This window comes from Brevibacillus sp. FSL K6-6036 (genome assembly GCF_037964015.1).
Taxonomy (GTDB): domain Bacteria; phylum Bacillota; class Bacilli; order Brevibacillales; family Brevibacillaceae; genus Brevibacillus; species Brevibacillus borstelensis.
Window position 1 is genome coordinate 2,369,697 of sequence record NZ_CP150173.1, and the last position, 24,691, is coordinate 2,394,387.

Below are 24,691 nucleotides of genomic sequence, written 5' to 3' on the forward strand. Positions count from 1 at the left end.
TCTTTTTCTCCCTCGGGGTGTTGTTCTTTATACGTGCGAGGCAAGGTACTTCCGGATCTTCTCCATGTCCTCGTCCGTCAGAGAGGTGCCATCCGCTTTTACAAATACGCAGGGACCATACACCCAGTCGAGGAAACCGTCTGTCGTGACCGGAAAATTGTTCGCTGCCACTCCGCGCAAGTCCTCGTTTACGAGCAGAGATACTCCGTCCAGACGATCATCCGCAAGCACCTCGAAGTCGCCGCCGACGAGCCGGGTGACATCGTCGGTATCCTTGATTTGTATCGGGGCGACATCCTCGTGGGGATGTTTGATCAAAACGGTAATCACAACCAATCAACTCCTTCTTTCTATCATCATAAACGATGCGGCTGATGGAAGCGAGAGTGAGTAATTATCGGTAGATTCAGACAAAGGGCCTGAACCGTCATCTGTGGTACAATAATGAAAAAACTGGAAGGACGAGCGAGAGAGATGCAACTGGTATCCATCAATGTGGGCAAGCCGCAAACGGTCATGCATAATGGCAAAGAAGTAAGTACGGCAATTTGGAAATACCCCGTCACGGATCGCAGATTTCTGGATTGGGAACAGCTCGACGGGGACGGACAAGCCGATCGCCGCTTTCACGGCGGCAAGGACAAAGCATTGATGGTGTACAGCTACGATCATTATTCGTTCTGGGAGGAGAAGCTTGGTCAGGAGCTGGCTCCCGGTGCATTTGGTGAAAATGTGACAGTTCGCGGGTTGGACGAGTCCACCGTGTCTATCGGCGACATTTTTCAATTGGGTGAGGCAGTCGTGCAGGTAAGCCAGCCGAGGCAGCCCTGTTTCAAACTGGATGTACGGCTGCAGCGCAGCGACATGGTCTCGCTCATTCAACAGACAGGGTACAGCGGCTTTTATATGCGCGTGCTCGAGACGGGAATGATCGGCCAGGATATGGAGTTTCGTCTGCTGGAGAATAGCAGTCATAACGTGACGGTCGCTTTTATCAATCAGATCAAGTACCACAAAAAGGACAATCTGGAGGCCATTCGGCGGATTTTGGCGGTGAAAGAGCTGGCTGACAGCTGGCGGCCTTCGCTGGAAAAGCGTTTAACAACATAAGTGGTTCATGAACAAAGCTGGCATTTGCCGGCTTTTTTTTATTTTCGGGCTAGGTCCGATGAACGGCGCCCAAGCGTCAGACATACGGTAAAATTGGCGGGCTGCGAACACATTGGCGGGCTGAGAGCACAAAGATTGGGCGATTGGACCAAAACAAGTTGACACAAAGTAGGCAGTAGCCACAATACAATGAATTATATTCCGATGCATTTACTGAGAATTAGAAAAGGAGAAAGTCAGATGAGTGGACGTTATTGGTTTTTGCGACCCGTTTCTGTGTATGCAGTAGCCATTGTTTTGTGTCTTGGTCTGATTGGATGCACAGCCTCGAATTCGGCAACAGACAGCAAACAACAGACACAGGTCGAGCTGCTCAATGTGTCCTATGATCCGACGCGTGAGCTGTATCAGGAGGTCAACCAGCGATTCGCCGAGTACTGGAAGACAAAGACAGGGCAAACCGTCACCATCAAACAGTCGCATGGCGGCTCCGGCAAGCAGTCGAGGTCTGTTATCGACGGATTGGAAGCGGATGTGGTCACTCTCGCGCTGGCCTATGATATCGATGCCATCGCTGAGCGGGGATACATGCCCAAGGAGTGGCAGAGCAGGCTGCCGGATAACAGCTCTCCATACACCTCCACGATCGTGTTTCTTGTGCGAAAAGGGAATCCCAAGCAGATCAAGGATTGGGATGATCTGGTCAAGCAGGACGTGTCCGTCATCACACCCAATCCCAAGACCTCAGGCGGGGCCCGTTGGAACTACCTGGCAGCATGGGGCTATGCCTTGAAGAAAAACAATGGGGATGAAGGGAAGGCCAAGGACTTCGTGAACCGCCTGTTCAAAAACGTTCCCGTCCTGGATTCCGGCGCACGCGGCTCGACCACCACTTTTGTCGAGCGGGGTATCGGAGATGTCCTCATCGCCTGGGAAAACGAAGCCTATCTGGCCATCAATGAACTGGGGAAAGACAAGTTTGACATCGTCAATCCTTCGCTCAGCATACTGGCCGAACCTCCTGTCGCCATAGTCGACAAGAACGTCGACAAGCGTCAAACTCGTGAGCTGGCGACGGAATACCTTCAGTTTCTGTATACAAAAGAAGCACAGGAAATTGCCGCCAAGCATTACTACAGGCCCCGCTTAGCCGAAGTGAAAGCGGCCCACCAGCCGCCGTTCCCCGAAATTGAGCTGTTTACCATCCAGGAAGTATTCGGAGGCTGGGCCAAAGCGCAGCAGGTTCATTTCGCAGACGGAGGCGTTTTTGATCAGATTTATCAGGCCCAAAAAGAGTGACGGAACAGCTATTGATCCTTCACTTCCGTTGCTGCAAGGGGGCTGCTTTGCAAAGAAAACAAACTGTCAACCTGCGGGAGAGTCAACCATGGGAAAACGTATGAAATCAAAAGGAATCTTACCGGGCTTTGGGCTTACCATTGGGTACACGCTGGTCTACCTGAGCCTGCTTGTCTTGATCCCTCTTTCGATCCTTTTTCTCCAGACAGCCAGCATGACCTGGGAGCAGTTTTGGCTGACGGTGACGGACCAGCGCGTCCTCGCTTCCTTTCAGGTCAGCTTTTTGACCGCCTTTTTTGCAGCTTGCATGAATGCAGTATTTGGGGTGCTGGTCGCATGGGTGCTGGTACGGTACCACTTCCCGGGAAAACGGTTCATTGACGGTATCGTCGATCTGCCGTTTGCCCTGCCGACAGCAGTAGCCGGTATCGCCCTTGCCTCGATATATTCGGAGAACGGCTGGATCGGTCAGTTGTTTGCGGCGTGGGGGATGAAAATCGCGTATACGCCTGTCGGGATATTTGTCGCTTTGACCTTTATCGGACTCCCCTTTGTCGTCCGGACGGTACAGCCTGTTCTTCAGGATTGGGACCGCCAGGTAGAGGAAGCCGCTGCCACCTTGGGAGCATCCCGGCTGCAAACGTTCCTGCGCGTGATTCTTCCTCATTTGCTCCCGGCGATCCTGACCGGCTTTGCCCTGGCCTTTGCCCGCGCCTTGGGCGAATACGGCTCCGTCGTCTTCATCTCGGGCAACATGCCGTTCCAGACCGAAATCGTTCCGCTTTTGATCATGACAAAGCTGGAGCAATTCGACTATACAGGAGCGACGGCGATCGCTTCGGTCATGCTCGTCTCGTCCTTTTTCATGCTGCTGGTGATCAACTTTTTTCAGTGGAAGACGAACAAATTGGATGCTGCACGATAGGAGGGATATGGATTGACTGATACGAGCGAACCCGGGTATGTTCGCTGGCTCTTGATTGCAGTAGCCTTGATCTTCATGGGATTGTTTCTGGTCGTTCCGCTGATTGCCGTCTTTTCCGAAGCTTTCAGCGAGGGAATCGGCTTGTTTCTCCAGGCTGTAAAAGAGCCGGATACCCTTTCTGCCGTCAAGCTTACGCTGCTGACTGCGGCGATCAGTGTCCCTGCCAATGTTGTTTTCGGCGTGGCCGCGGCTTGGGCCATTGCGAAGTTTTCCTTTCGAGGCAAAAACCTGCTTTTGACGCTGATCGATCTGCCTTTTGCCGTGTCTCCAGTCATTTCCGGCCTGATATTTGTTCTGCTGTTCGGCACGCAAGGAGTTCTCGGCCCTTGGCTTGCAGCGCATGATATCAAGATTATTTTCGCTGTTCCGGGAATTGTTTTGGCGACAACCTTTGTGACCTTTCCCTTTGTGGCGAGAGAGTTGATACCGGTGATGGAAGCGCAAGGGAAGGATGAGGAGGAAGCGGCGATCTCGCTTGGAGCAAGCGGTTGGCAGACCTTTTGGCGGATCACCCTGCCCAATATCAAGTGGGGGCTGTTATACGGAGTCATTTTGTGCAATGCCCGGGCGATGGGGGAATTTGGAGCGGTATCCGTCGTCTCGGGGCACATCAGGGGCATGACCAATACACTGCCGCTCCACGTGGAGATTTTGTACAACGAATATCAGTTTGTCGCCGCGTTTGCTGCCGCTACCTTGCTCGCTGTCCTGGCGTTGGTCACGCTCGTCTTGAAAAGCCTGATCGAGTGGAAAACGGAAGGACAGCAGCGAGAAAACGAGGCGATGCCGGAAATCATAAGGGAGGCCAGCGCATGAGTATTGAAATTTGCGGCATCAGCAAGTCATATGGAAGCTTTACTGCACTGCGCGACGTTCAGCTGGAGATTCCGACAGGACAGCTGGTCGCTCTCTTGGGGCCTTCTGGTTCCGGCAAAACAACGCTACTGCGATTGATCGCGGGGCTGGAGCCAGCCGATTCAGGCCAGGTGTTTTTCAACGGAGAGGACCATACACATCGTGACGTGCGGGAACGGGGAGTGGGATTTGTCTTTCAGCACTACGCCCTGTTTCGGCATATGGATATTTTTGACAATATCGCCTTTGGACTGACTGTCCGGCCGCGCAAGCAGAGGCCGACCAAGGCGGAGATCAAAGAACGGGTTCACTCATTGCTGCGTCTGGTGCAGTTGGAAGGGCTTGCGCATCGGTACCCTTCGCAATTGTCCGGGGGGCAGAGACAACGAGTGGCGCTGGCGAGAGCGCTGGCCGTGGAGCCAAAATTTTTGCTGCTGGATGAGCCGTTCGGTGCCCTCGATGCAAAAGTGCGACAGGAGCTCAGACGCTGGCTGAGACGGCTGCACGAAAAGCTGGGACTGACGATTGTCTTTGTCACGCACGATCAGGAAGAGGCGTTGGAGCTCGCGGACCGGGTCGTGGTGATGAACGAGGGAAGAGTCGAGCAGACCGGTTCGCCCCAGGAGGTCTACAATAATCCCTCAAATCCGTTTGTGTACAGCTTCCTCGGGCGCGTCAACTTCTTTCGCGGGCGGATTGCAGACGGCAAGGTGAAGCTGGGAGAGGCGGAATTTCCTGTGGATTGGGCATCAGAGGATGACAATGTGCCGGCGGTCGGCTACGTAAGGCCGCACGATGTAGATGTAAGCCGGTCTCCGCAATATCCGCAGTCCGTGGCGGCGGAGCTGATCTATGTTTACAATCTGGGCTCTGTAGTCCGCCTTGAGCTAAGACGGATGGATACGGGGGAAATCTTCGAAGCCGAAATGAGCCGGCGCCGCTTTGCAGAACTTTCCCTCCAGTCCGGCGATTTGCTGTATGTACACCTGAAGCATGTTGCCTTTTACGTGGGCGGACATCTGATCCATGCGTAGACATGAAATGAAGGGACAGACAATGACACAAGCCATGAAGAAATGGGCAACAAACGAACGGTACCGACGATTAGAAAAAATGACACCCGAACAAAAGTCAGCCGGTCTTTTTTTGATAGACCGGCTTTTCCTGTTCTGCTTGCAGAGCGTTGCTAGGCCAGGCAGCAGAGATTGCTACTCTCCGCGCTGCTTGGAACGAGTCTCTTCTTTGCTGATCGTATTCGAAGCTCGTGTCTGAGAAGGATTTTCCTTGTTTCCCATTTCATTTTTTACGCCGTTTTTCTTTGACATGACTTAGGTCCTCCTTTCGAAAAACCGTTGTGGGTCCATGCATAGCTTTCCCGAGAAAGGCCATCTCTATCAACGGAAACCTCCTTTTCCGGATTGTCTTGAAAAGCTGTAAAACAAACGGGGAGAGGCGGTCCCTTCTCAACTTGCGATATTTTGCGAAAAGTCTTCTTTTCTGATATGATTAGTGTTTGAATGAGTGAAAAAAGGCAGGTATTGTGATGATAAGTACTCAGAATGTTACATTGCGCTACGGAAAACGCGCATTGTTTGAAGATGTAACCATCAAGTTTACGCCCGGCAACTGTTATGGTTTGATCGGTGCCAACGGTGCCGGCAAATCAACCTTTTTAAAAATCCTCTCCGGTGAAATCGAGCCTACCAGCGGACATGTTTCGATCACGCCGGGAGAGCGGATCGCCGTTTTGAAGCAAAACCACTTTGAATTCGATGAATTTGAAGTACTCAAAACAGTGATTATGGGTCACCGCCGTCTGTACGAAATCATGGAAGAAAAGAACGCGCTGTACATGAAAGAGGATTTTTCTGAAGCGGACGGCATGCGCGCATCCCAGTTGGAAGGCGAGTTTGAAGAGCTGAACGGGTGGATGGCCGAAGCGGATGCGGCTGAGTTGCTGACAGGTCTCGGAATTCCTGCAGAACTGCACGACAAGCAGATGAAGGACCTGCAGGGCAACGAGAAAGTACGGGTTTTGCTCGCACAAGCCCTGTTTGGCAATCCGCACGTCCTGCTCCTGGACGAGCCGACGAACCACCTGGACATCGAATCGATCCGCTGGCTGGAAAACTTTCTGGCCGATTACGAGAACACTGTCATCGTCGTATCCCATGACCGCCACTTCCTGAACAAGGTTTGTACGCACATCGCGGATATCGACTTCGGCAAAATCCAGCTGTACGTCGGCAACTACGACTTCTGGTACGAATCCAGCCAGCTGGCGCTGAAAATGGCCCGCGAACAGAACAAGAAAAAAGAAGAGAAAATCAAGGAGCTGCAAGAGTTTATTGCACGCTTCAGCGCCAATGCGTCCAAGTCGAAGCAGGCGACCTCGCGGAAAAAGCTGCTGGAGAAAATTTCTTTGGAAGACATCAAGCCGTCCAGCCGCCGTTATCCGTACATCAATTTCAAGCCGGAGCGGGAGGCGGGCAAGAATCTCCTGATGATCGAAGGCCTCAGCAAAACGCTCGAAGGCGAGAAGCTGTTTGAAAATCTGAATTTGACCATCAACAAAGGGGACAAAGTCGCGTTCGTCGGACCGAATGAGCTGGCCAAAACGACCTTGTTCCGCATCCTGATGGGAGAGGTCGAAGCAGACAGCGGTACGTTTGAGTGGGGAGTGACGACCTCCCAGGCGTACTTCCCGAAAGACAACTCGGAGTATTTCAATACGGACCTGTCCTTGGTCGATTGGCTGCGCCAGTACTCCAAAGAGCAGGATGAAACGTTTATCCGCAGCTATTTGGGCCGGATGCTCTTCTCCGGCGACGAGTCGCTGAAGAAAGCGAACGTCCTGTCCGGTGGAGAAAAAGTCCGCTGCATGCTGGCGAAAATGATGCTGGCCCAGGCCAACGTGTTGATCATGGATGAGCCGACCAACCACTTGGATCTGGAGTCGATTACGGCTTTGAACAATGGCTTGATCGAATACGACGGAACACTTCTGTTCGTTTCCCATGACCATCAATTCGTACAGACGATTGCAAACCGGATTATCGAATTTACGCCAAAAGGCATCATCGACAAGATGATTACGTACGATGAATACCTGGAAAGCGAAGAAATCCAGCGGCTTCGCGAGCAACACTACGCGTAAGACGATTGAGCAAATGCAAAAACCTCTGGTCTGAGTTGGTCAAGACCCCATTTAGTGGACAGTAAGAAAAAACCCGACCGTTAGACCGACAGCTGACGTCTGAATTCAACAGGCGTCAGCCTTTTTAATTTTCGTTGTGGTCGACTTTGGTTGTAGAATTGAATATATTCCTCAATTCGCCTTTGTGCCTCATCCACACTTCGGATATCATAAGGGTAGAGCCCTTCCGTTTTGAGATGCGAGAAGAAGCTCTCCATCGAGGCATTATCATAACAGTTGCCTCTCCGAGACATGCTGATTTGGGCGCCAACCTTCGGCAACATGTCGTGGTAAGCGTAGGACGTGTACTGGAATCCCTGATCGCTGTGAACGATCAGTCCAGTCACGTCTTTCGTCTTTTTAAAGGCTTTCTCAAAGGTCCGTAGGACCAACTGATTGTCGTTGCGAACTCCAATGTGGTAAGCCACAATCTCATTATTAAACAAATCCTTAATAGCAGACAGGTAGAGCCACGTATCCGCGACACGATACTGTGTGACATCGGTTACCCATTTTCGATTAGGTGCATCCGCTTTGAAATTCCGCTGCATCACATTCTCAGCGACTCGTCCACCTTCGGTTGAAGCATAGTGACCTCGATATTTGCGGCGTATTCGAGAACGGAGCTTCATTTCTTGCATCAGACGTAGTACCTTCTTATGGTTGACCCATACCCCGTGATCTCGTAAGAGAAACAGCTGGGTTTGTCGATACCCATATTTACCATCATACTTCTTATAAACTACTTTGATGAGGTCTTTCACGGGCTTGTCCCGGTCCGCTTGTTGCCGTTTCAAGTATGCATAGTATCCACTTCTTGAGACTCCAAACAGCTTGCAAAGTTCACTAGTCGTATACTCACCAGCTACTTGCTTGATCGCCTCATACTTATGGGCTGCACCTCCCGCATCCAGATTTTCAAACACTTTTTTAGCATCGAGTTCTCTCGTTTTAGCTTTTTAACATATCGATCTTGATCAACATATTCTTCACGTCTACCTCGTTGATCCATCAACCCAAATTCGCCTAACTGTTTATATTTTTTCATCCATACTTTAAGCCGGTGGCGGTCCGGAATCCCCAGATGCTCCATGATTCGACGGTATGTCCATCCTTCTTCGATATGCAGTCGTATGGCTTCCACCTTTAATTCGTGAGAATAACTTCTAAACGTTTGCCCCTTTTTCACCATAAAAAATGCACCCCTTAAATTTCATCGGATTTACCAGGGGTTTAATCCAATGTCCATTCTAAGGGGTGCACTTCAAGTTAGGCCAGAGGTTTTTTGATTTTCCGGAAGGTTTCATTGCAGAGCCTTGTCATTTCATCGTGTGAACCTGTCAGTTATTCCAGAACGCGAAACGGACGGCATCTTTACACCACCGGGCTGTCTTTGTAAGCGGTCAAAGCGATACGAAATAACAGTTGATCATGACCTTTCTCGGGGTGAAGTCCAGTCAAATCCCGGATGATCTGCAGCCTGTATTTGACTGTGTTTTTATGGACGTACAATTTCTTGGCAGCTTCGGCGTGATTGCCATCGCAGGCCAAAAACATACGGAGGGTGTCGATCAGCTGGCCCTTGCGCTCCCGGTCGTATTCGGCCAGCGCGGACAGGCACTCATCAGCCAACTGGCGGGCTTCTTGATCGGGGGACTCGGCAAACAAAATACGCTCGATGCCGAGTGACGAAAATTGGCGGATCGTCAGGGCAGATTTTGCACCCGCGACGGAATTGGGCGGGGCACCTTCTCTCGCAGCCCGACAGCTGATCACCGCTTCATGGTAGCTCTGGGCAATGCCACCCAAGCCGGGATAGGAACGGCCAATACCGATGGACATGGAGCGCTGCCTGTTTTTCTGTATCAACATCTCCAGGCTGGCGAGCAGCTCTTCGGAAGGCTGAACCACCGTATCAGCCTGCACCGGAAAGAGCAGCAATATCCGATGCTCGCGATCCAGCCCGCACAAGATCGGGGGCCGATGGGTTTCCCAGTGGTTCCGAATTGTCTCAAGCACAGCTTCATGCTCACTCCAGGCCTTCATGTCGCTGGCGGAACCGGCTGTAGCCTGCATGACAGCAGCTACATAGCGGTCCGCCAGCTCCCAGTCGAGCTCCTCCGCCTTGCGTATGAGCAGGTCAGTCGATTGCTCTTTTCCGGATACAAGAAGCTGGAGAAAATCATTGCGAAAACGCTGGTACGTCGATACGACGGTGTAGTGACGCTCGATTTCCAGCGAAAGCAGGGCAGCTGTCTGTTCCAGCGCAACGTTTTCCCAGGGAAACAGCTCGCGTGTGACGTTCCACAGGACAACAGCTCCCTCCCGGCGATTGTTATGTACAAGCCAGCGAATGAGATGCTGGTCGCGATAACGGGACAGTTGCGAGTGCATCCGGGCGTTTCGGGTCGATGTCAGCAATTCTTCCAGTCCGGGCGAATGTTCGATAGGGGCAGGCACATGCCAATTCCATTTGGGGGTTCTGGCGTAAATACTGACAGGCGTTTGCAGGATATCGTGGAGCAGCTCGGCCAAATTTTCGACACTGCCGTTTCTGGTGAGATGGCGGTGAAACACCTCGTAGATGGCATGGGTCCGATCCAGCTCCTCCCGCTGCTTGGCGTTTATGTAGTGCGCGACAGGGATAATGATGTCCGACCAGGCCTTGTCCATCGGAAAGGAGAGGATCGGCATCTGCCTTTCGTTGGCCCGCTCAATGACGCGGGCGGGGAGCTCGTCGATGTATCGGCCCAGCTTGATGGCAAAGCCGGGGGTGCCGATCTCGGCCAGCTCGTCAATTAGCCGCAGCAGCCTTGCTTCGCGCGTCTGCCTGTCTGTGACAAACGGATAGCCGGTTGTCAGGACAAATTCGCCTTTGTGAAGCCACTTGTATCCGTCGGGGGAATCAAACGACGTAACGGCGATAAGCTCTTTGTCCAAAAAGGATTCGCCTGCCAGCACGGCATTGGGTCCCCAGCCGACGACAGAGATGAGTTCACGTACGGTTATCATGCGATCCCTCCACATGTTTAGTAAATGGAACAAAAAAACCATCCGCTTTCTGGAAACGTGGACAAAGGAAAAGATTGAATCTTTCGATAATAATACCATACATGTTCGATCGGCCGATCGGCAAGCAACCAACATCCATTTGATTGGGGGTAGGGTGAGTGAAAGCGAAGGATTGGTTGGGGTTCGTACCGTTCGTTGGGATGCTCGGCGGAATCCCGTTTGTGAACCGCGTCGAGCCTTATGTTTTGGGGATGCCTTTCGTTCTTTTCTGGATCGTGATGTGGGTCGTTTTGACCTCGGGCATCATGGCCCTTGTCAACAAGCTGGACCCGGTCAACAGAGAGGAGGAAGAAGGATGAACCATGCGCTGTTAATCATCTTCGCATCCCTGCTTGCCGCTCTTTATTTCGGCATTCGCGCCCAAAAGGGAAAAGACATGAACATGGAGCAGTGGACCGTAGGCGGACGCGGCTTTGGCACGATCTTCATCTTTTTGCTGGTGGCAGGCGAAATCTATACGACCTTCACCTTCCTCGGGGGCAGCGGATGGGCCTATTCCAAGGGAGCTCCGGCTTACTATGTGCTTGCCTACATCTCGCTCGCATACGTCCTCTCCTATTGGCTGCTTCCTCCCATCTGGCGGTACGCCAAGGAACACAAGCTTGTTTCCCAGTCCGATTTTTTTGTAAGCAAATACAAAAGCCCGGTTCTCGGCATCCTCGTTGCGACTGTCGGCGTACTCGCGATCATTCCTTATCTGGTCCTCCAGTTTAAAGGGCTGGGAATCATCGTCTCGGAAGCATCATACGGCTCGATCTCTCCCTCTGCGGCTGTATGGATCGGCGTGCTCGCCGTGACCGCCTACGTCATGATCTCGGGCATACACGGCTCGGCCTGGACTGCGGCCATCAAGGACATCATGATCTTCTTTGTCGTGGTCTTTCTCGGTCTGTACCTGCCGTATCATTACTATGGAGGCATCAGGCCGATGTTCGAAGCCGTTCACGCTGCCAATCCCGGTTTCCTGACTTTTCCCAAAGAAGGAATGAGCATTTCCTGGTTTATCTCGACCGTCCTGTTGACGGTGCTGGGCTTTTACATGTGGCCGCATACGTTCGGTTCCATTTTTTCGGCGAAAAGCGCCCGTGTATTCCGAAAAAACACCGTCATGCTTCCGCTCTATACGCTGATGCTGCTGTTCGTCTTTTTCGTCGGCTTTACCGCAATCCTGCAGGTGCCAGGCCTGAAAGGAGCAGACGGCGATTTGTCGCTTCTCCGGCTGTCGATCCAGACCTTTGACCCGTGGATCGTCGGACTGATCGGCGCTGCCGGTTTGCTGACAGCGCTCGTTCCGGGCTCGATGCTTTTGATGACGGCGGCGACCCTTCTTTCGAAAAACGTGATCAAGGTTCTGCTGCCAAGTGTGGGCGACAAGCAGCTTCCCTGGCTTGCCAAAAGCCTGGTGCCGGTTTTATCGCTGATCAGCTTGTACTTTACGCTCAGCGGAGGAGATACGCTCGTCACCCTGCTGCTGATGGGGTACAGCCTCGTTACACAGCTATTTCCCGCTCTGCTGTTCTGCGTGCCTGCACGTCCGCTCGTCAACAAATACGGCGCTTTCGCCGGAATCGCGAGCGGGGTGTTGACCGTCGCTTATGTGACTATCGCCCAGGTCAGTGTCGGGACGCTGTTTCCCTCGCTGCCCTCTGTTGTCAAAGACCTGAACGTCGGAGTAATCGCTCTTTTTATCAACCTGGTTGTCATGTTCGCGGTGCATGTCATTACGCAGCGTATCGTTCAGGCGAGAGAGAAAGATGCCATCGCCGGAGACGAAACACACCAGCCGGTATAAGCAAAAAGGAGGAGACTTTTTTATGGCAGATACAGTATTTCTCAACGGACAAGTGATCACGGTAGATCGGTACGAACGCATTGTGGAGGCGGTTGCTGTCAGCGGCAACCGTATTTCGGCAGTGGGCGCGAATGAAGAAGTCAGCAAATACATAGGCCCGCTGACACGGGTAATCGATTTGGAAGGCAAAAGCTTGCTGCCCGGTTTTATTGATTCCCATCTGCACATCACCATTTACGGGACCAACAAGCTGGGCGTCGACTGCAAGGCAAGAGGAATCGACTCGATCGAAGACCTGCTGGAAGCCTTGCGGGAGCAAGCATCCCGCACACCGGAAGGAAAGTGGGTGCGGGCCTGCGGTTTTGACGAGAACCGTATGCGCGAAAAGCGGTTCCCGACTCGCCAGGAGCTGGACAGCGTTTCGGAAAAGCATCCGGTCTTTGTCATGCGGACCTGTGCCCATCACTCCATCGTCAACACGGAAGCACTGCGCAGGGCAGGGTTTGACGAGCATACGCCCGATCCGCAGGGGGGCAGATTGGACCGTGATGAACAAGGAGTACTAACAGGGCTGCTTGTGGAGACGGCGCATATGCAAATGTTTGAGGCTGCTGCCTTTTCGGAGGAGGAGTACCGGGAAGGGCTTCGACTCGCCTCCGAAGACTTTGTCGCCGCGGGAATCACGAGCGTGCACGATGCAGGCGGGTACGGGCCGGACAATTTGCGGGCCATGCAAAAGGCCGTACAGGCCGGCGATGTCAAGGTGCGCATCTATGCGATGATTTGCGCGCTAAATCAATCGGACGCCTTTGTCCGCAAAGTCATCGATGCCGGGATTGTCACCGGTCTTGGGGACGAGCGCTTCCGAATCGGACCGGCAAAAGTGTTCGTCGACGGTGCCAGCATCGCGCCGACAATGGCGATGCGCGAGCCGTTTGCCAGCAGGCCGGGGGACAGTGGAATCCTCTACTATTCCCAGGACGAATTGAATAGGATTTTAATAGAAGCACATGAAAAGGGATTCCAGATTACAGCCCACGCTCAGGGAGACCGGGCCATTGAGCTGCTGCTCGCCTGCTTTGAAGAAGCGCTCGAAAAGCATCCTCGCCAGAACCATCGCCATCGGATCGAGCATGCTGGCGTATCCGCCCCTGATCTGGTGCAGCGGATGGCAAAGCTGGGTGTCATTCCGACACCGAATCCGGCCTTTTTGTACGAGTACGGGGAGAGCTACCTGAAAAATCTCGGAGAGCGCTCGGCATACATGTATCCGGTCGGTGATTTCTTCCGGAATGGCATCATCGCCGCGGGTGCATCCGATTGTCCGGTAACAGGCTATTCTCCTCTCGTCGGCATCCATGCCGCTGTCAATCGCAAGAGCAGAAACGGGGCAACGGTAGGAGAGCAGCAAGCAGTCAGCGTCATGGACGCCATCAAAATGTTTACCATTCACGGTGCGTACGCCAGCTTTGAAGAAGGGCTGAAAGGGAGCATCGAAGCGGGAAAGCTGGCCGATCTCGTCGTCGTCAACGGGAGAATGCTGGATGTGCCGAAGGAAGCCATCAAGGATTTGCAAGTGAGCCTTACGATGATCGACGGAGAGGTCGTGTATGCCAGTCAGGAAGCCATGGCGAAGTAAGCACCTCTGTCGTCCATTCCTTTCGTAAAAAAGGCAAACCGTTCTTTTGCGAGAATGAAAAGGAGGTCGCGGAAAATGAGCGTGGAGACCAGACAGCTCCAAATCAATCAGGAGCGCTTGAAGCAAAGGATTGAGGCGTTGGCGCGGATCGGCAAGATCGGGGAAACAGGAGTATGCCGTCTGGCCCTTTCCCCGGAGGACCGGGCGGGAGTCGAATTGGTCAAAAGCTGGATGGAGGAAGCAGGACTTTCCGCCCGAATCGACCAGTTCGGCAACCTGATCGGTCGGCTTGAGGGACAAAACCCGGCTGCTCCCGTGCTGATGATCGGCTCCCATATCGATTCGCAGCCGTACGGGGGGCGGTTCGACGGGACGATCGGCGTATTGGGCGGGCTGGAAGCTGTTCAGACGCTCAAGGAACAGGGACTGCGGCCAGAGCAGGCGATTGAGGTCGTCGCCTTCTGCGATGAGGAGGGCTGTCGTTTTCAAAAGGGCTTGTTCGGGTCGAGGGGCATACTCGGAAAGCTGGAGGAAGGCGAGCTTGGGCGTACGGACAAAAACGGAGTGTCCCGGCGCCAGGCGCTGCAGGAATTCGGCTGTGACCCGGAGCGCCTGCAGGAGTCTGTCTATCCCGAAGGCAGCATCGGCGCTTTCTTGGAGCTTCATATTGAACAAGGACCGATCCTCGATCAGCTTGAGGAGCCGGTAGGCATCGTCAGCGGCATCTCCGGTCCGCTCTGGTGGACGGTCGAGTTTGAGGGCTTTGCCGGTCACGCCGGTTCGGTACCGATGCGGATGAGAAAGGACGCATTGGTAGGGGCGGCCAAAGTCATCACGGCCTTGCATGAAATTGCCAAATCCGACCCGGATGCTCCAACAGTGGGCACCGTCGGCCATCTGGAGGTATTTCCCGACTCGCGCAATATCATCCCGGAGCGCGTTCGCTTTTCCATCGATCTCAGGGATATCGACCTTTTGAGACGCAATCAGCGGGAGCGGGAATTGCGGGCCGCGATCGAGCAGGCCGCACAAGAAGGTGGACTTGGTTATACGATTACGGAGGATACCAACAGCGAACCCCGGTACTGCGCCGACTGGATCAAATCGATCATGCGGGAAGAGAGCAGCGCGCTGGGACTCAATCCTCCCGAGCTGATGAGCGGCCCCTTCCACGATGCCCTGGCGCTTTCGTACGTCTGTGATTACGGCATGATTTTCGTCCGCTGCAAAGACGGAATCAGCCACAATCCGCAGGAGTTTTCGACGTATGAAGATATTGCGCTTGGCACCGAGCTGCTGTACCGGACCGTTGTTCGAATGGCGGCAAAGAAATAACGACCCGGTTCAAACGGCCTTCTGACAAAAGAGAAGGCCGTTTCTGCTGCCAGAAAAGAAGTCTGGTTTATTTGTGTGAACCTGAAAATTTGGTACGAGAGAACCGATCCGGAAGAGAGTTGTGAGCCAAGATGTGAGCGAAGGCATCGACTTGCATTTTTCCTGCAAATAAGAGAGACTTTACCCGCTTTTTTTGCTATCATTTACCGTATATCTACGTACTTAGCTGCGTGCTGCAAGGAGGTTTCCCATGAAGATGCGCGTTTCTGCCGTGCAGTATCATCTGCATACCATTCATAGCTTTGAGGAGTTTGCCAAACAGGTTGAGCATTACGTAAAGACGGCCGAGGAGTACGAAACCGAGTTTTTGCTGTTTCCCGAGCTGTTTACGACCCAGTTGATGTCCATCGGAGACGCGCAAGGAAACGCGCTGACGATCAATGACCTCCCGTCGTTTACGGAGGCGTACATACAATTGTTTACCACGCTGGCACAGCGTCATCAGATGCACATCATCGGAGGCACGCACATTATCCGGGAAAACGGACGTCTGTACAATACGGCGTTCCTGTTTTACCCCGATGGCCGCGTCGGCCAGCAAAAAAAGGTTCACATCACGCCTTGGGAGATCAAAGGCTGGAATATGGGCGCCGGCGACGACCTGCACATTTTTGAGACAGACAAGGGCAAAGTGGCGATGATCATCTGCTATGACATCGAGTTTCCCGAGCTGGTGCGGATGGCGAAAGCCCGCGGTGCCGACGTCATCTTCTGTCCATCCTGCACGGACGACCGCCACGCATTTCACCGCGTCCGTTACACCAGCCATGCCCGCACCATCGAGAACCAGGTGTACGTGGTTGTGACGGGAACCGTAGGATCTCTCCCGACAGTCGACTTCATGCGGGCGAATTTTGGCCAGGCGGCAGTGCTCACGCCAAACGACATTCCGTTCCCGCCGCGGGGCGTCCTTGTCGAGGGCGAGCTCAACAACGATATGCTGGTGACGGCGGATTTGGACCTGCAGCTGTTGTATGACGTAAGGGAAAAAGGCTCTGTCACGACCTGGCGCGATCGCAGGATCGATTTGTATCCCGATTGGAAATAGAGGTGCAGCCGTGTATCGGAAAGAACTTTTTGTGTTTCACGAGGACAAGCCGGCCAAAGCCGTGATTCGCAACTACACACGAGAGGATTATGCGGAGCTGATCCGCATCCAGCAGGAGAGCTTTCCTCCGCCGTTTCCCTCCGAGCTGTGGTGGAACGAAGAGCAGCTAACCAATCATGTCACACTGTTTCCGGAAGGTGCGATCTGCATCGAGGTGGAGGGCGTACTGGCAGGCTCGATGACGAGTCTGCTCGTTTCCTACGATCCGGAGCATCCGGACCACACCTGGGAGGAAGTAACCGACTCCGGGTACATCCGCAATCACGATCCTGACGGAAATACGCTGTATGTCGTGGATATTTGCATCCGCCCGGCTTACCGCAACTGGCGGCTTGGGATGAGCATGATGCAGGCGATGTATGAATTGGTCGTACACAGAGGATTGGAGCGGCTGCTCGGGGGTGGCCGCATGCCCGGATATGGGCGGCATGCGTCTGGGATGTCGGCGGAAGCGTACCTGGAAAAAGTAGTGAAGGGCGAGCTAAAGGACCCCGTGATCAGCTTTTTGATGCGCTGCGGCCGTACGCCTGTAAAAGTAGTGGCCAATTATTTGGAAGACGAGGAATCGCATAACTATGCCGCGTTGATGGAATGGAAAAATCCATTTCGTTCTCGGCCAGCGGACCCGTTCATAAAATAGGAGAGAAATTGGGAGGAAGCACACATGCAGTATGTTCGCATTCAAAACATTTCGGACCCGCTATTTGCAAGCATGCACCGGCTCATGCAGGAAGTATTTCCGCCAGAGGAAGTGCTGGACTTTGACCTGTGGAAGGAGCCGCTTGAGGACCCGGGCATCCGTGTGTTTGTCGCTGTAGTGAACGGAGAAGTGGTTGGCGCCACCGAATATCGTTACTATACGGACCTGAACGTAGCAATGACCGACTTCACGATCATCGGCCGTGAAGGTTTGGGAATTGGCCGTTTCCTCGCCCGCGAGCGCCAGAAGGATTTGATGAATCTGGCTAAGGAAAACGGAAAAGAGCTGTACGGCATGTTTGCCGAAATTTACGACCCGTATCGGGTACAAGAGCATGCGTTTGGCGGGATCAAGCCGATGGACCCGTTCGTACGCCGGGAGGTGCTCTCCCACCTAGGCTACAAGCGGATTGATTTCCCTTATGTTCACCCGTCCTGGCAAAACGATGGCGAAGCCGTTGCAGGCCTGGACTTGTGCTTCATGCCGACAAATGAGGACCAGCAGGAGCTGGAAGCGTCTCTCGTGAAGACCTTTTTGACGAGGTACTACGCTGTGCTGCCGCAAAAACCGAAAGCGTGGCATGATATGGTGGAAGACCTGGCCGGACGCGAAACCCTGGCGCTTCGTCCGATTTAGCCAACGCGCTGCATCGACTCCTGGAAAGCGATCATGCTTCCCGGGAGTCTTTTTCCATAAACATGCGGGATTCTAGCGGATAGAAGGGGAAAAACGGTGAAAAAGCAAAATTGGGCATCGATTATACTTTATCTGGCGGTCCTTTTCCAATTGCTCGATATGAGCGGGTGGCTGGACGCTTCGCTGACACAGCCTGTACAGCTCGCCACGCTCGTTCTCATGCTGACCGCGATCCTGACTTTGCGCAAAAAGAAACGGAAGCGCAAAAAAGCTGCCGGGAAGCCTCCTGCGGAAGTAGACCTGATGCTGGATCGGGCGCAGGAAGGAGGCATCGAAAAATGAAGGATCACACGCTCATACAGGCGATTCTGGACGCTTCTCATGACGGAATTATCGCGGTAGACCAAAACTCGACGGTCATCTGGGTGAACAAGAACGCCCTGGAAATTCTCGGCCTGCCGCCGCATATCGTCGGGGAAAAGATCACGCGGTACATTCCCCATTCCGACATGCTCCGCATTCTGGCTACAGGAAAGCGGGAGATCGGCGATATCGCAACCGTGTTGAACCGCCAAATCATCATCAACCGTTTGCCCATTTCCATAGACGGTGACATTGTCGGGGCTGTCAGTACGTTTAAAGAAATCACCGATATTCAGAAAATGGAGCTCCGCATCCGCAAGCAGAGCATGGAAAGCGGTCTGGAAGCAAAATACCGACTCGAAGACATCGTCGGCCAGTCCAGCGCGATCCGAGAAGCGAGGGAGCTGGCGGAGACCTTCGGAATGACCGATGCGACCGTTCTGATACTCGGTGAGACCGGAACCGGGAAGGAGCTGTTTGCACAAGGAATGCATCTCTGCAGCCAGCGGGCAACGGGGCCGTTCGTCGCTGTCAACTGTGCGGCGCTGCCGGGGAACCTCCTGGAGAGCGAGCTCTTCGGCTATGAGGATGGGGCCTTTACAGGGGCCCGCAAAGGCGGCAAGCCGGGACTGTTTGAGCTGGCTCACGGAGGAACGCTCTTTTTGGACGAAATCGGCGAGATGTCCCTGCCTATCCAGGCGCTGCTATTGCGCGTACTGCAGGAGAAAAAAGTGCGCCGGATTGGGGGAGAGCGAATTTTTCCCGTAGATGTCCGGATCATTGCAGCGACAAACCGCGACCTGGAGGAGCTGATCGGCAGGATGGAATTTCGCTCTGACCTGTACTACCGGCTCAATGTCCTGACCTTGGAGCTCCCGCCCCTGCGCCAGAGGCCCGATGACATTCCCGCCCTTGTCTGGTCGATGATCCGCGAGATCGAAGAGAGAGATGACAGATGCATCGTAGAAGTGAGCGAGCAGGTGTTTGAGCTGTTTGCCAAACACGATTGGCCTGGAAACGTCCGGGAGTTGCGCAATGTAGTGGAGAGAATGGTGCTGCTCTGCAAGGGAGGCCGCCTGGATTTATCCGATGCTGCTTTTTTTGCGAAGAAAGTGCAGCGCGGCAGGAAGGTGCAGGATATTCAGCCAGCCATTGACGAAGCAGATTTGATCCGCCGCGTTTTGCAAGAGACAAAAGGAAATCGGGCGGAGGCGGCGAAAATACTGGGGATGGATCGGACAACGCTTTGGCGGAAGCTAAAAAAATACGGGGTGATGCTGCCTTAGTGGATGGGGAATGAGGGAAACCAGTTTATGGAATTTGGCTGTTGCACTTGCAACAAGCTTGCAACAAAAATCGATGGTATGAAACAGCGATGAAACATTACGGCCGATATCCGGCCAATAATTGACGGAATATTTGAAACATACTGATTTGGCATGAGCCTTGCAAGAAGTTCGTGTAACAAAACTTCATTGCAAAGGAGTCGCTTTCATGAAACATTACTCGGCTGCGGTCATTCCAGGAGACGGAATTGGACCTGAAGTAATGGAGGTAGGATTGTCGCTGCTGCAATCCATCGCTGACATTCATGGCGGCATCTCGTTTCAAACGGAATCTTTTCCGTGGAATTGCCAGTACTATCGGGAGCACGGCCGGATGATGCCTGAGGATGGCTTGCAGAGATTGCGGCCGTTTGACGTGATCCTGCTGGGAGCGATCGGGGCACCGGGCGTACCCGACCATATTTCTGTCTGGGAGCTGATCCTGCCGATACGCCGGAGCTTTCAACAGTACGTCAATCTTCGCCCGATCAAGCTGCTGCGCGGTTTGGAAAGCCCGCTGCGCTACAAGCAGCACGACGATCTGGATTTTGTCGTAGTCAGGGAAAATACGGAAGGCGAATATTCGAACATGGGAGGACGTCTCCATGTCGGTACGCCGTATGAACTGGCAGTGCAAAACAACGTCTTTACCCGCTACGGGATCGAGAGGATCGTCCGCTTTTCGTTTGAGCTTGCCAAAGCGTCCGGAAAGACGAGGCTCACGGCGGCCACCAAATCAAATGGAATCAATCACTCCATGCCGTTTTGGGATGAGATCGTCAAAGAGATCAGCAGCGACTATCCGGATATCGAAACCCAGCTCACACATATTGATGCCCTGTCTGCGTTTTTTGTCAGCAGGCCTGAATCCTTTGATGTCGTAGTCGCCAGCAATCTGTTCGGCGATATACTGACAGACCTGGGGGCAGCGGTAGTCGGCGGATTGGGGCTGGCACCTTCCGGCAATATCAATCCGGAAAAGCAGTATCCGTCCATGTTTGAACCGATTCACGGGTCTGCGCCTGACATCGCCGGAAAAGGCATCGCCAATCCGATCGCGACGCTGTGGAGCATCAGCATGATGCTTGATCACCTGGGAGAGCGGGAGCTGGGCAAACTGGTGCTGGACAGCATCGAGGATGTCCTGATCGCCGGAGAGGTCCGAACCCCGGACATTGGGGGGAAGGCCACCACGAGAGAGCTTGGCGACGCGATCCGTGAACAATTGTACAGAAGGGGAGGATGACAGATGGAAGGGACGACAGCTCAAGTGCAGCATTATCGTTTGTATATCAACGGCGAGTGGATCGAGACAGAGGAGAGCATTCCCGTCACCCATAAGTACACCGGCAAGGTGATCGCCACGATTGCGAAAGCGGGCAAGCAGCACGTGGAGGATGCCGTCACCCACGCGCTGCAGACGTTCCGTACCAGTACGCTGACACCTTCCGAACGCAGCGATATATTGCTCGCGGCAAGTCAGATCGCCGAGAAGAGAAGGGAAGAGCTGGAGCTTTCCCTCGTCTGGGAGGTCGGAAAAACGAGAAAGGACGCCCGTGGGGAGCTGGATCGGGTCATCAACACGCTCCGTCTGTCGTCTGAAGAAGTCAAACGGCTTTCCGGCGAGATGGTCCCGCTGGCTGCCACACCGGGTTCAGAAAATCGGCTGGGCTTCGCCATTCGCGTACCCAAAGGCGTGATCGGCGCCATTACTCCCTTCAACTATCCGCTGCTGCTCAGTACACACAAGGTAGCACCCGCACTAGCAGGGGGCAATACCGTTGTCCTGAAGCCGGCCACTTCAACCCCGATCTCTGCCTTTTTGCTGGTGGAAATTCTGGAGCAAGCGGGCCTGCCAAAGGGACACGTCAATATCGTAACAGGCTCAGGCAGCCAGGTAGGCGACTGGATGCTCGACGATCCCCGGATCGCCATGTACACCTTTACCGGCTCGGCTGAGGTCGGCACGTATATCAAGCAGCGCAGCGGATTGCGCCCAGTCTCTCTGGAGCTGGGAAACAATTCGCCCAACATCGTCCACGAAGATGCCGATCTTGAGCTGGCGGCAAGACAGATCGCTCAGCGCAGTTTTCACAATGCGGGGCAGGCATGTATCGCGGTGCAGCGCATATTTGTAGCAGAAGCGATCCGCGAAGCGTTTACGCAAAAATTCCTGGAAGAGGTGCGGGCCCTGCGCGTCGGCGATCCAGAGGACGCCGAAACAGACGTCGGCCCGATGATCAGCGAGGCGGAAGCGATTCGGGCCGAGAGCTGGGTAAAGGAAGCTGTCGAGCAGGGCGCCGAGCTTTTGCACGGCGGAGTTCGGGAAGGCTCGCTCGTTTATCCGACTGTCCTGACGAGAACGAGGCCAGAGATGAAAGTAAACTGTCTGGAGGTGTTCGCACCCGTGGTCACAATCATTCCCTACCAGACGATTGAGGAAGCGTTTGCTGCAGCCAACGATTCTTCATACGGCTTGCAGGCGGGCATTTTCACGAATGATCTCAATTTGGCGATGCGGGCGGCCAAGGTGCTGGAGTACGGCGGCGTCATTATCAATGATGTTTCCACGTACCGCAACGATGTAATGCCCTACGGGGGAATCAAAAACAGCGGTCTTGGCAAGGAAGGGCCCCATTACGCCATCGAAGAGATGACCGATCTGAAGATGGTCGTCATGAATCTGAAGCCGTAAAGGAGGGGAGCAGATGTTGCTGAAAGGAAAAACGGCATTTGTCACCGGCGGCGGATCGGGGATGGGAAAGGCGATATGCCGGCTTTTTGCAAAAGAGGGAGCACAGGTAGCGGTCGTCGACTTGAACGGAGAATCTGCCGGGGCTACAGCCGGTGAATGCGGTCCTCTGGCTCTGGCTCTTCAGACAAACGCAGCCGATGCCGGTTCAGTTGAGTCCGCCGTTAACCGAACGGTGGAACAATTCGGTTCTCTCGATATTGTCGTCAACTGCGCTGGCGTTCCGATGGCGTTCACGCCGGTTGAGGAAGTATCGGAGGAACAGTGGCAGCGGACAATGGATGTAAACGTAAAATCGATCTATCTCACGTCAAAGTACGCTGTGCCTAGAATGAAGCAGCAGGGGAGCGGTTCTATTCTGAATATTTGCTCGATTGCAGGGGTACGCGCTCGTCCGGGACTGAATGCGTACTGTGCTTCCAAAGGGGCGGCGATCATGCTGACGAAAGCATTGGCGATCGAGCTTGCGCCTTATCGGATTCGCGTGAACGGGATCAACCCGGGGCCTGCCGAGACTCCCATGCTGAGCAAATTTATGCACGGCGATGCGGAACAGATCGAGAAGGATACCAAGGATATCTTTTTGAGCAGCGTTCCTCTGGGCGCATTGATTCAACCGGACGACATTGCACAGGCGGCTCTCTATTTATGCAGTGATCTGGCCAAAATCGTTACCGGCGAGATCGTCAACATCGATGGAGGACGCGGAATCTAACGGGTAAAGGAGGGGACGGCGTGTCGAAGGAAGCAATCATTCGTGTAGAGAACGTCTCGTTTTCCTATCAAATGAATCAGGAACAGGCCATCCCTGTATTGCATGGCGTCTCTTTTGAGGTGTATTCGGGGGAGTATTTGGCGATCATCGGCCATAACGGGTCGGGCAAATCCACGATTTCCAAGCATTTGAACGGCATTTTGACACCGAGTGAGGGAGATGTCTGGGTACACGGGATCAATACGCGGGAAAAAGCACGCATTCACGAGATTCGCAGCCGGGTCGGAATGGTTTTTCAGCACCCTGACAACCAGATCGTCGCGACGATTGTGGAGGATGATGTGGCGTTCGGCCTGGAAAATATCGGCGTCGCTCCGGCTGAGATGAAGGAACGGGTTGATTTTGCTCTGGAAGCGGTTGGGATGAGTGCGTTTCGACACCGCCCTCCCCATCATTTGTCAGGGGGCCAGAAGCAGCGGGTGGCCATTGCCGGCATATTGGCGATGAAGCCGCAGTGCCTCGTCATGGATGAGGCGACGAGCATGCTCGACAGCTACGGAAGACAGGAAATTCTGGGGGTTGTCCGCAAGCTGCACAGGCAAGGAATGACGATCGTAACGGTTACTCACCATATGTCAGAGGTAGCGGAAGCGGATCGAGTGCTCGTCATGGAGGGCGGGCAGATCGTGATGGAAGGCACTCCCCGTGAGGTATTCGCCCATCAGGAGCGGCTGCAGGAGCTTCATCTGGACGTCCCGGATGCCAGCAGAATCGCCCATCTGGTCCATAGGCAGCATCCCGCTTTTTCCTCTTCGCTCATCCACAACCATGAGATCGTCGAGGAAGTAAAGCGGTTGCACATCAGAACGGCGGAGGCGAGCGGATCTTGAAACAGCCCATCCTGGTTACCGAACATCTGTCACATGTGTACATGCAGGGAACGCCGATGGAACACCGGGCTCTGGATGACGTCAGCATTCAGATTGATCGAGGGGAATGCATCGCGATCATCGGGCATACCGGGTCCGGCAAATCGACATTGATTCAGCACTTCAACGGTTTGATGCGTCCTCAGTCAGGGTCGGTGATCATAAACGGCATGAACGTCTCCGATCCAAAACTGGACGTAAAAGCTCTGCGCAGGCAAGTCGGACTCGTCTTTCAAAATCCGGAAGACCAAATTTTCGAAAAGCTGGTCGGCGACGATGTTGCCTACGGTCCGTTTAAAATGGGGCTGCCGATCGAAGAGGTCCGGCGGCGCGTCGAGTGGGCGATGGAGCTGGTAGGCCTCTCTTTTGAAGAGATGAAAGACCGCCCGACCTTTGCCCTCAGCGGCGGTCAGAAGAGAAAGGTCGCTTTGGCCGGCGTACTGTCTCTCCAGCCCAAAATACTCGTGCTGGATGAACCGACTGCAGGCTTGGACCCGCGTTCCCGAAATGAGCTGCTGGAGAGGATCAAACGGCTGAACACAGAGGAGCGCCTTACGGTTATTTTTGTTTCCCACAATATGGAGGAAGTGGCCCATCTGGCGGATCGTGTCTATGTGATGGCAAATGGGCGAGCGGTCTGCGAAGGCACCCCGCGGTCTATTTTCAGCAATCAGGAGCTTCTCCACACGCATCATATCGGGACACCCGAGAGTGTCGATATTTTGTATCGGCTTCGTGCAGAAGGCTATCAGGTCGACCCGGGAGCATACTCGGTGGACGAGGCAGCAGACCAGATCGCCCATCTGATCGGGCGATGAGA

At 53.9% G+C, this 24,691-nt stretch carries 24 protein-coding genes; 20 read left to right on the forward strand and 4 right to left on the reverse strand.

Features of this window, described 5'->3' with window-relative positions; translation table 11 throughout:
* Positions 1–27 precede the first annotated feature (27 nt).
* Positions 28–330, reverse strand: coding sequence for a hypothetical protein (locus NST37_RS11875; protein ID WP_003386994.1), 303 nt, complete (start codon positions 328–330; stop codon positions 28–30).
* A 114-nt stretch (positions 331–444) separates the two neighbouring features.
* On the opposite strand from NST37_RS11875, the gene NST37_RS11880 reads away from it, so the two are divergent.
* The 6 genes from NST37_RS11880 to NST37_RS11905 all read left to right on the forward strand — a co-directional run bounded on the left by NST37_RS11880 (position 445) and on the right by NST37_RS11905 (position 7,406).
* Positions 445–1,110, forward strand: a complete 666-nt coding sequence (locus NST37_RS11880) for an MOSC domain-containing protein (RefSeq protein ID WP_052259746.1) — start codon at positions 445–447, stop codon at positions 1,108–1,110.
* Positions 1,111–1,350: 240 nt separating this feature from the next.
* Complete coding sequence (locus tag NST37_RS11885; protein WP_003386992.1) at positions 1,351–2,409, forward strand: sulfate ABC transporter substrate-binding protein; 1,059 nt, start codon at positions 1,351–1,353, stop codon at positions 2,407–2,409.
* An 88-nt stretch (positions 2,410–2,497) separates the two neighbouring features.
* Positions 2,498–3,334, forward strand: coding sequence for a sulfate ABC transporter permease subunit CysT (gene cysT / locus NST37_RS11890; protein ID WP_339186691.1), 837 nt, complete (start codon positions 2,498–2,500; stop codon positions 3,332–3,334).
* Positions 3,335–3,346: 12 nt separating this feature from the next.
* Positions 3,347–4,210, forward strand: a complete 864-nt coding sequence (gene cysW, locus NST37_RS11895) for a sulfate ABC transporter permease subunit CysW (RefSeq protein WP_003386990.1) — start codon at positions 3,347–3,349, stop codon at positions 4,208–4,210.
* Positions 4,207–5,283 carry a sulfate ABC transporter ATP-binding protein gene (locus NST37_RS11900; protein WP_327926287.1) on the forward strand — a complete coding sequence of 359 codons (1,077 nt, stop codon included), beginning with the start codon at positions 4,207–4,209 and terminating at the stop codon, positions 5,281–5,283. The genes cysW and NST37_RS11900 overlap by 4 nt, the downstream gene beginning before the upstream one ends.
* A gap of 509 nt (positions 5,284–5,792) precedes the next feature.
* Entirely contained in the window at positions 5,793–7,406 is a 1,614-nt protein-coding gene (locus NST37_RS11905; protein ID WP_003386987.1) for an ATP-binding cassette domain-containing protein, read from the forward strand.
* A gap of 80 nt (positions 7,407–7,486) precedes the next feature.
* On the opposite strand, the gene NST37_RS11910 is transcribed toward NST37_RS11905, so the two are convergent.
* From NST37_RS11910 to NST37_RS11920, 3 genes are all read right to left on the reverse strand, one after another.
* Complete coding sequence (locus NST37_RS11910) at positions 7,487–8,371, reverse strand: IS3 family transposase (protein WP_155808033.1); 885 nt, start codon at positions 8,369–8,371, stop codon at positions 7,487–7,489.
* Positions 8,311–8,637 (reverse strand): helix-turn-helix domain-containing protein, encoded by a 327-nt coding sequence (locus NST37_RS11915; protein ID WP_024985204.1) that lies wholly within the window; start codon positions 8,635–8,637, stop codon positions 8,311–8,313. The genes NST37_RS11910 and NST37_RS11915 overlap by 61 nt, the downstream gene beginning before the upstream one ends.
* A gap of 182 nt (positions 8,638–8,819) precedes the next feature.
* Positions 8,820–10,457, reverse strand: coding sequence for a PucR family transcriptional regulator ligand-binding domain-containing protein (locus NST37_RS11920; RefSeq protein ID WP_003386985.1), 1,638 nt, complete (start codon positions 10,455–10,457; stop codon positions 8,820–8,822).
* 158 nt (positions 10,458–10,615) lie between these two features.
* Here NST37_RS11920 and NST37_RS11925 point away from each other — a divergent pair, with 158 nt between their 5' ends.
* The 14 genes from NST37_RS11925 (at position 10,616) to NST37_RS11990 (ending at position 24,689) form a co-directional block, all read left to right on the forward strand.
* Positions 10,616–10,816: a DUF3311 domain-containing protein gene (locus NST37_RS11925; RefSeq protein WP_003386984.1), complete on the forward strand. Its 201-nt coding sequence runs from the start codon at positions 10,616–10,618 to the stop codon at positions 10,814–10,816.
* Positions 10,813–12,309, forward strand: a complete 1,497-nt coding sequence (locus tag NST37_RS11930; RefSeq protein ID WP_003386983.1) for a sodium:solute symporter — start codon at positions 10,813–10,815, stop codon at positions 12,307–12,309. The genes NST37_RS11925 and NST37_RS11930 overlap by 4 nt, the downstream gene beginning before the upstream one ends.
* 22 nt (positions 12,310–12,331) lie before the next feature.
* The gene (locus NST37_RS11935; RefSeq protein ID WP_327956082.1) at positions 12,332–13,948 is read left to right on the forward strand and encodes an amidohydrolase; all 1,617 of its coding nucleotides are present in this window, start codon (positions 12,332–12,334) and stop codon (positions 13,946–13,948) included.
* Between the two features lie 75 nt (positions 13,949–14,023).
* Positions 14,024–15,283, forward strand: coding sequence for a M20 family metallo-hydrolase (locus NST37_RS11940; RefSeq protein WP_339167928.1), 1,260 nt, complete (start codon positions 14,024–14,026; stop codon positions 15,281–15,283).
* 250 nt (positions 15,284–15,533) lie between these two features.
* Complete coding sequence (locus tag NST37_RS11945) at positions 15,534–16,391, forward strand: carbon-nitrogen hydrolase family protein (protein WP_003386980.1); 858 nt, start codon at positions 15,534–15,536, stop codon at positions 16,389–16,391.
* A gap of 10 nt (positions 16,392–16,401) precedes the next feature.
* Positions 16,402–17,091: a GNAT family N-acetyltransferase gene (locus tag NST37_RS11950; protein ID WP_327956084.1), complete on the forward strand. Its 690-nt coding sequence runs from the start codon at positions 16,402–16,404 to the stop codon at positions 17,089–17,091.
* Between the two features lie 24 nt (positions 17,092–17,115).
* Positions 17,116–17,787, forward strand: coding sequence for a hypothetical protein (locus tag NST37_RS11955; RefSeq protein ID WP_024985039.1), 672 nt, complete (start codon positions 17,116–17,118; stop codon positions 17,785–17,787).
* 96 nt (positions 17,788–17,883) lie between these two features.
* A complete protein-coding gene (locus NST37_RS11960; RefSeq protein ID WP_003386977.1) occupies positions 17,884–18,129 on the forward strand; it encodes a hypothetical protein in 246 nt (81 codons plus the stop codon).
* Positions 18,126–19,436, forward strand: coding sequence for a sigma-54-dependent Fis family transcriptional regulator (locus NST37_RS11965; protein WP_024985040.1), 1,311 nt, complete (start codon positions 18,126–18,128; stop codon positions 19,434–19,436). The genes NST37_RS11960 and NST37_RS11965 overlap by 4 nt, the downstream gene beginning before the upstream one ends.
* A 208-nt stretch (positions 19,437–19,644) precedes the next feature.
* Entirely contained in the window at positions 19,645–20,721 is a 1,077-nt protein-coding gene (locus tag NST37_RS11970; RefSeq protein ID WP_339167931.1) for a tartrate dehydrogenase, read from the forward strand.
* 3 nt (positions 20,722–20,724) lie between these two features.
* Positions 20,725–22,170 carry an aldehyde dehydrogenase family protein gene (locus NST37_RS11975; RefSeq protein ID WP_031933286.1) on the forward strand — a complete coding sequence of 482 codons (1,446 nt, stop codon included), beginning with the start codon at positions 20,725–20,727 and terminating at the stop codon, positions 22,168–22,170.
* A 13-nt stretch (positions 22,171–22,183) separates the two neighbouring features.
* Positions 22,184–22,942 (forward strand): SDR family oxidoreductase, encoded by a 759-nt coding sequence (locus NST37_RS11980; protein ID WP_039071141.1) that lies wholly within the window; start codon positions 22,184–22,186, stop codon positions 22,940–22,942.
* A gap of 20 nt (positions 22,943–22,962) precedes the next feature.
* Complete coding sequence (locus NST37_RS11985) at positions 22,963–23,832, forward strand: energy-coupling factor transporter ATPase (protein ID WP_031933288.1); 870 nt, start codon at positions 22,963–22,965, stop codon at positions 23,830–23,832.
* A complete protein-coding gene (locus NST37_RS11990; protein ID WP_003386969.1) occupies positions 23,829–24,689 on the forward strand; it encodes an energy-coupling factor transporter ATPase in 861 nt (286 codons plus the stop codon). Before NST37_RS11985 ends, NST37_RS11990 begins: the two co-directional genes overlap by 4 nt.
* Positions 24,690–24,691 lie beyond the last annotated feature (2 nt).

Bases quoted from the DNA above. Each gene is read 5' to 3' on its own strand.
- NST37_RS11880 (WP_052259746.1), top strand. From the start codon at position 445: ATGAAAAAACTGGAAGGACGAGCGAGAGAGATGCAACTGGTATCCATC.
- NST37_RS11885 (WP_003386992.1), top strand. From the start codon at position 1,351: ATGAGTGGACGTTATTGGTTTTTGCGACCCGTTTCTGTGTATGCAGTA.
- cysT (WP_339186691.1), top strand. From the start codon at position 2,498: ATGGGAAAACGTATGAAATCAAAAGGAATCTTACCGGGCTTTGGGCTT.
- NST37_RS11900 (WP_327926287.1), top strand. From the start codon at position 4,207: ATGAGTATTGAAATTTGCGGCATCAGCAAGTCATATGGAAGCTTTACT.
- NST37_RS11905 (WP_003386987.1), top strand. From the start codon at position 5,793: ATGATAAGTACTCAGAATGTTACATTGCGCTACGGAAAACGCGCATTG.
- NST37_RS11915 (WP_024985204.1), bottom strand. From the start codon at position 8,637: ATGGTGAAAAAGGGGCAAACGTTTAGAAGTTATTCTCACGAATTAAAG.
- NST37_RS11920 (WP_003386985.1), bottom strand. From the start codon at position 10,457: ATGATAACCGTACGTGAACTCATCTCTGTCGTCGGCTGGGGACCCAAT.
- NST37_RS11930 (WP_003386983.1), top strand. From the start codon at position 10,813: ATGAACCATGCGCTGTTAATCATCTTCGCATCCCTGCTTGCCGCTCTT.
- NST37_RS11935 (WP_327956082.1), top strand. From the start codon at position 12,332: ATGGCAGATACAGTATTTCTCAACGGACAAGTGATCACGGTAGATCGG.
- NST37_RS11940 (WP_339167928.1), top strand. From the start codon at position 14,024: ATGAGCGTGGAGACCAGACAGCTCCAAATCAATCAGGAGCGCTTGAAG.
- NST37_RS11945 (WP_003386980.1), top strand. From the start codon at position 15,534: ATGAAGATGCGCGTTTCTGCCGTGCAGTATCATCTGCATACCATTCAT.
- NST37_RS11955 (WP_024985039.1), top strand. From the start codon at position 17,116: ATGCAGTATGTTCGCATTCAAAACATTTCGGACCCGCTATTTGCAAGC.
- NST37_RS11965 (WP_024985040.1), top strand. From the start codon at position 18,126: ATGAAGGATCACACGCTCATACAGGCGATTCTGGACGCTTCTCATGAC.
- NST37_RS11970 (WP_339167931.1), top strand. From the start codon at position 19,645: ATGAAACATTACTCGGCTGCGGTCATTCCAGGAGACGGAATTGGACCT.
- NST37_RS11975 (WP_031933286.1), top strand. From the start codon at position 20,725: ATGGAAGGGACGACAGCTCAAGTGCAGCATTATCGTTTGTATATCAAC.
- NST37_RS11980 (WP_039071141.1), top strand. From the start codon at position 22,184: ATGTTGCTGAAAGGAAAAACGGCATTTGTCACCGGCGGCGGATCGGGG.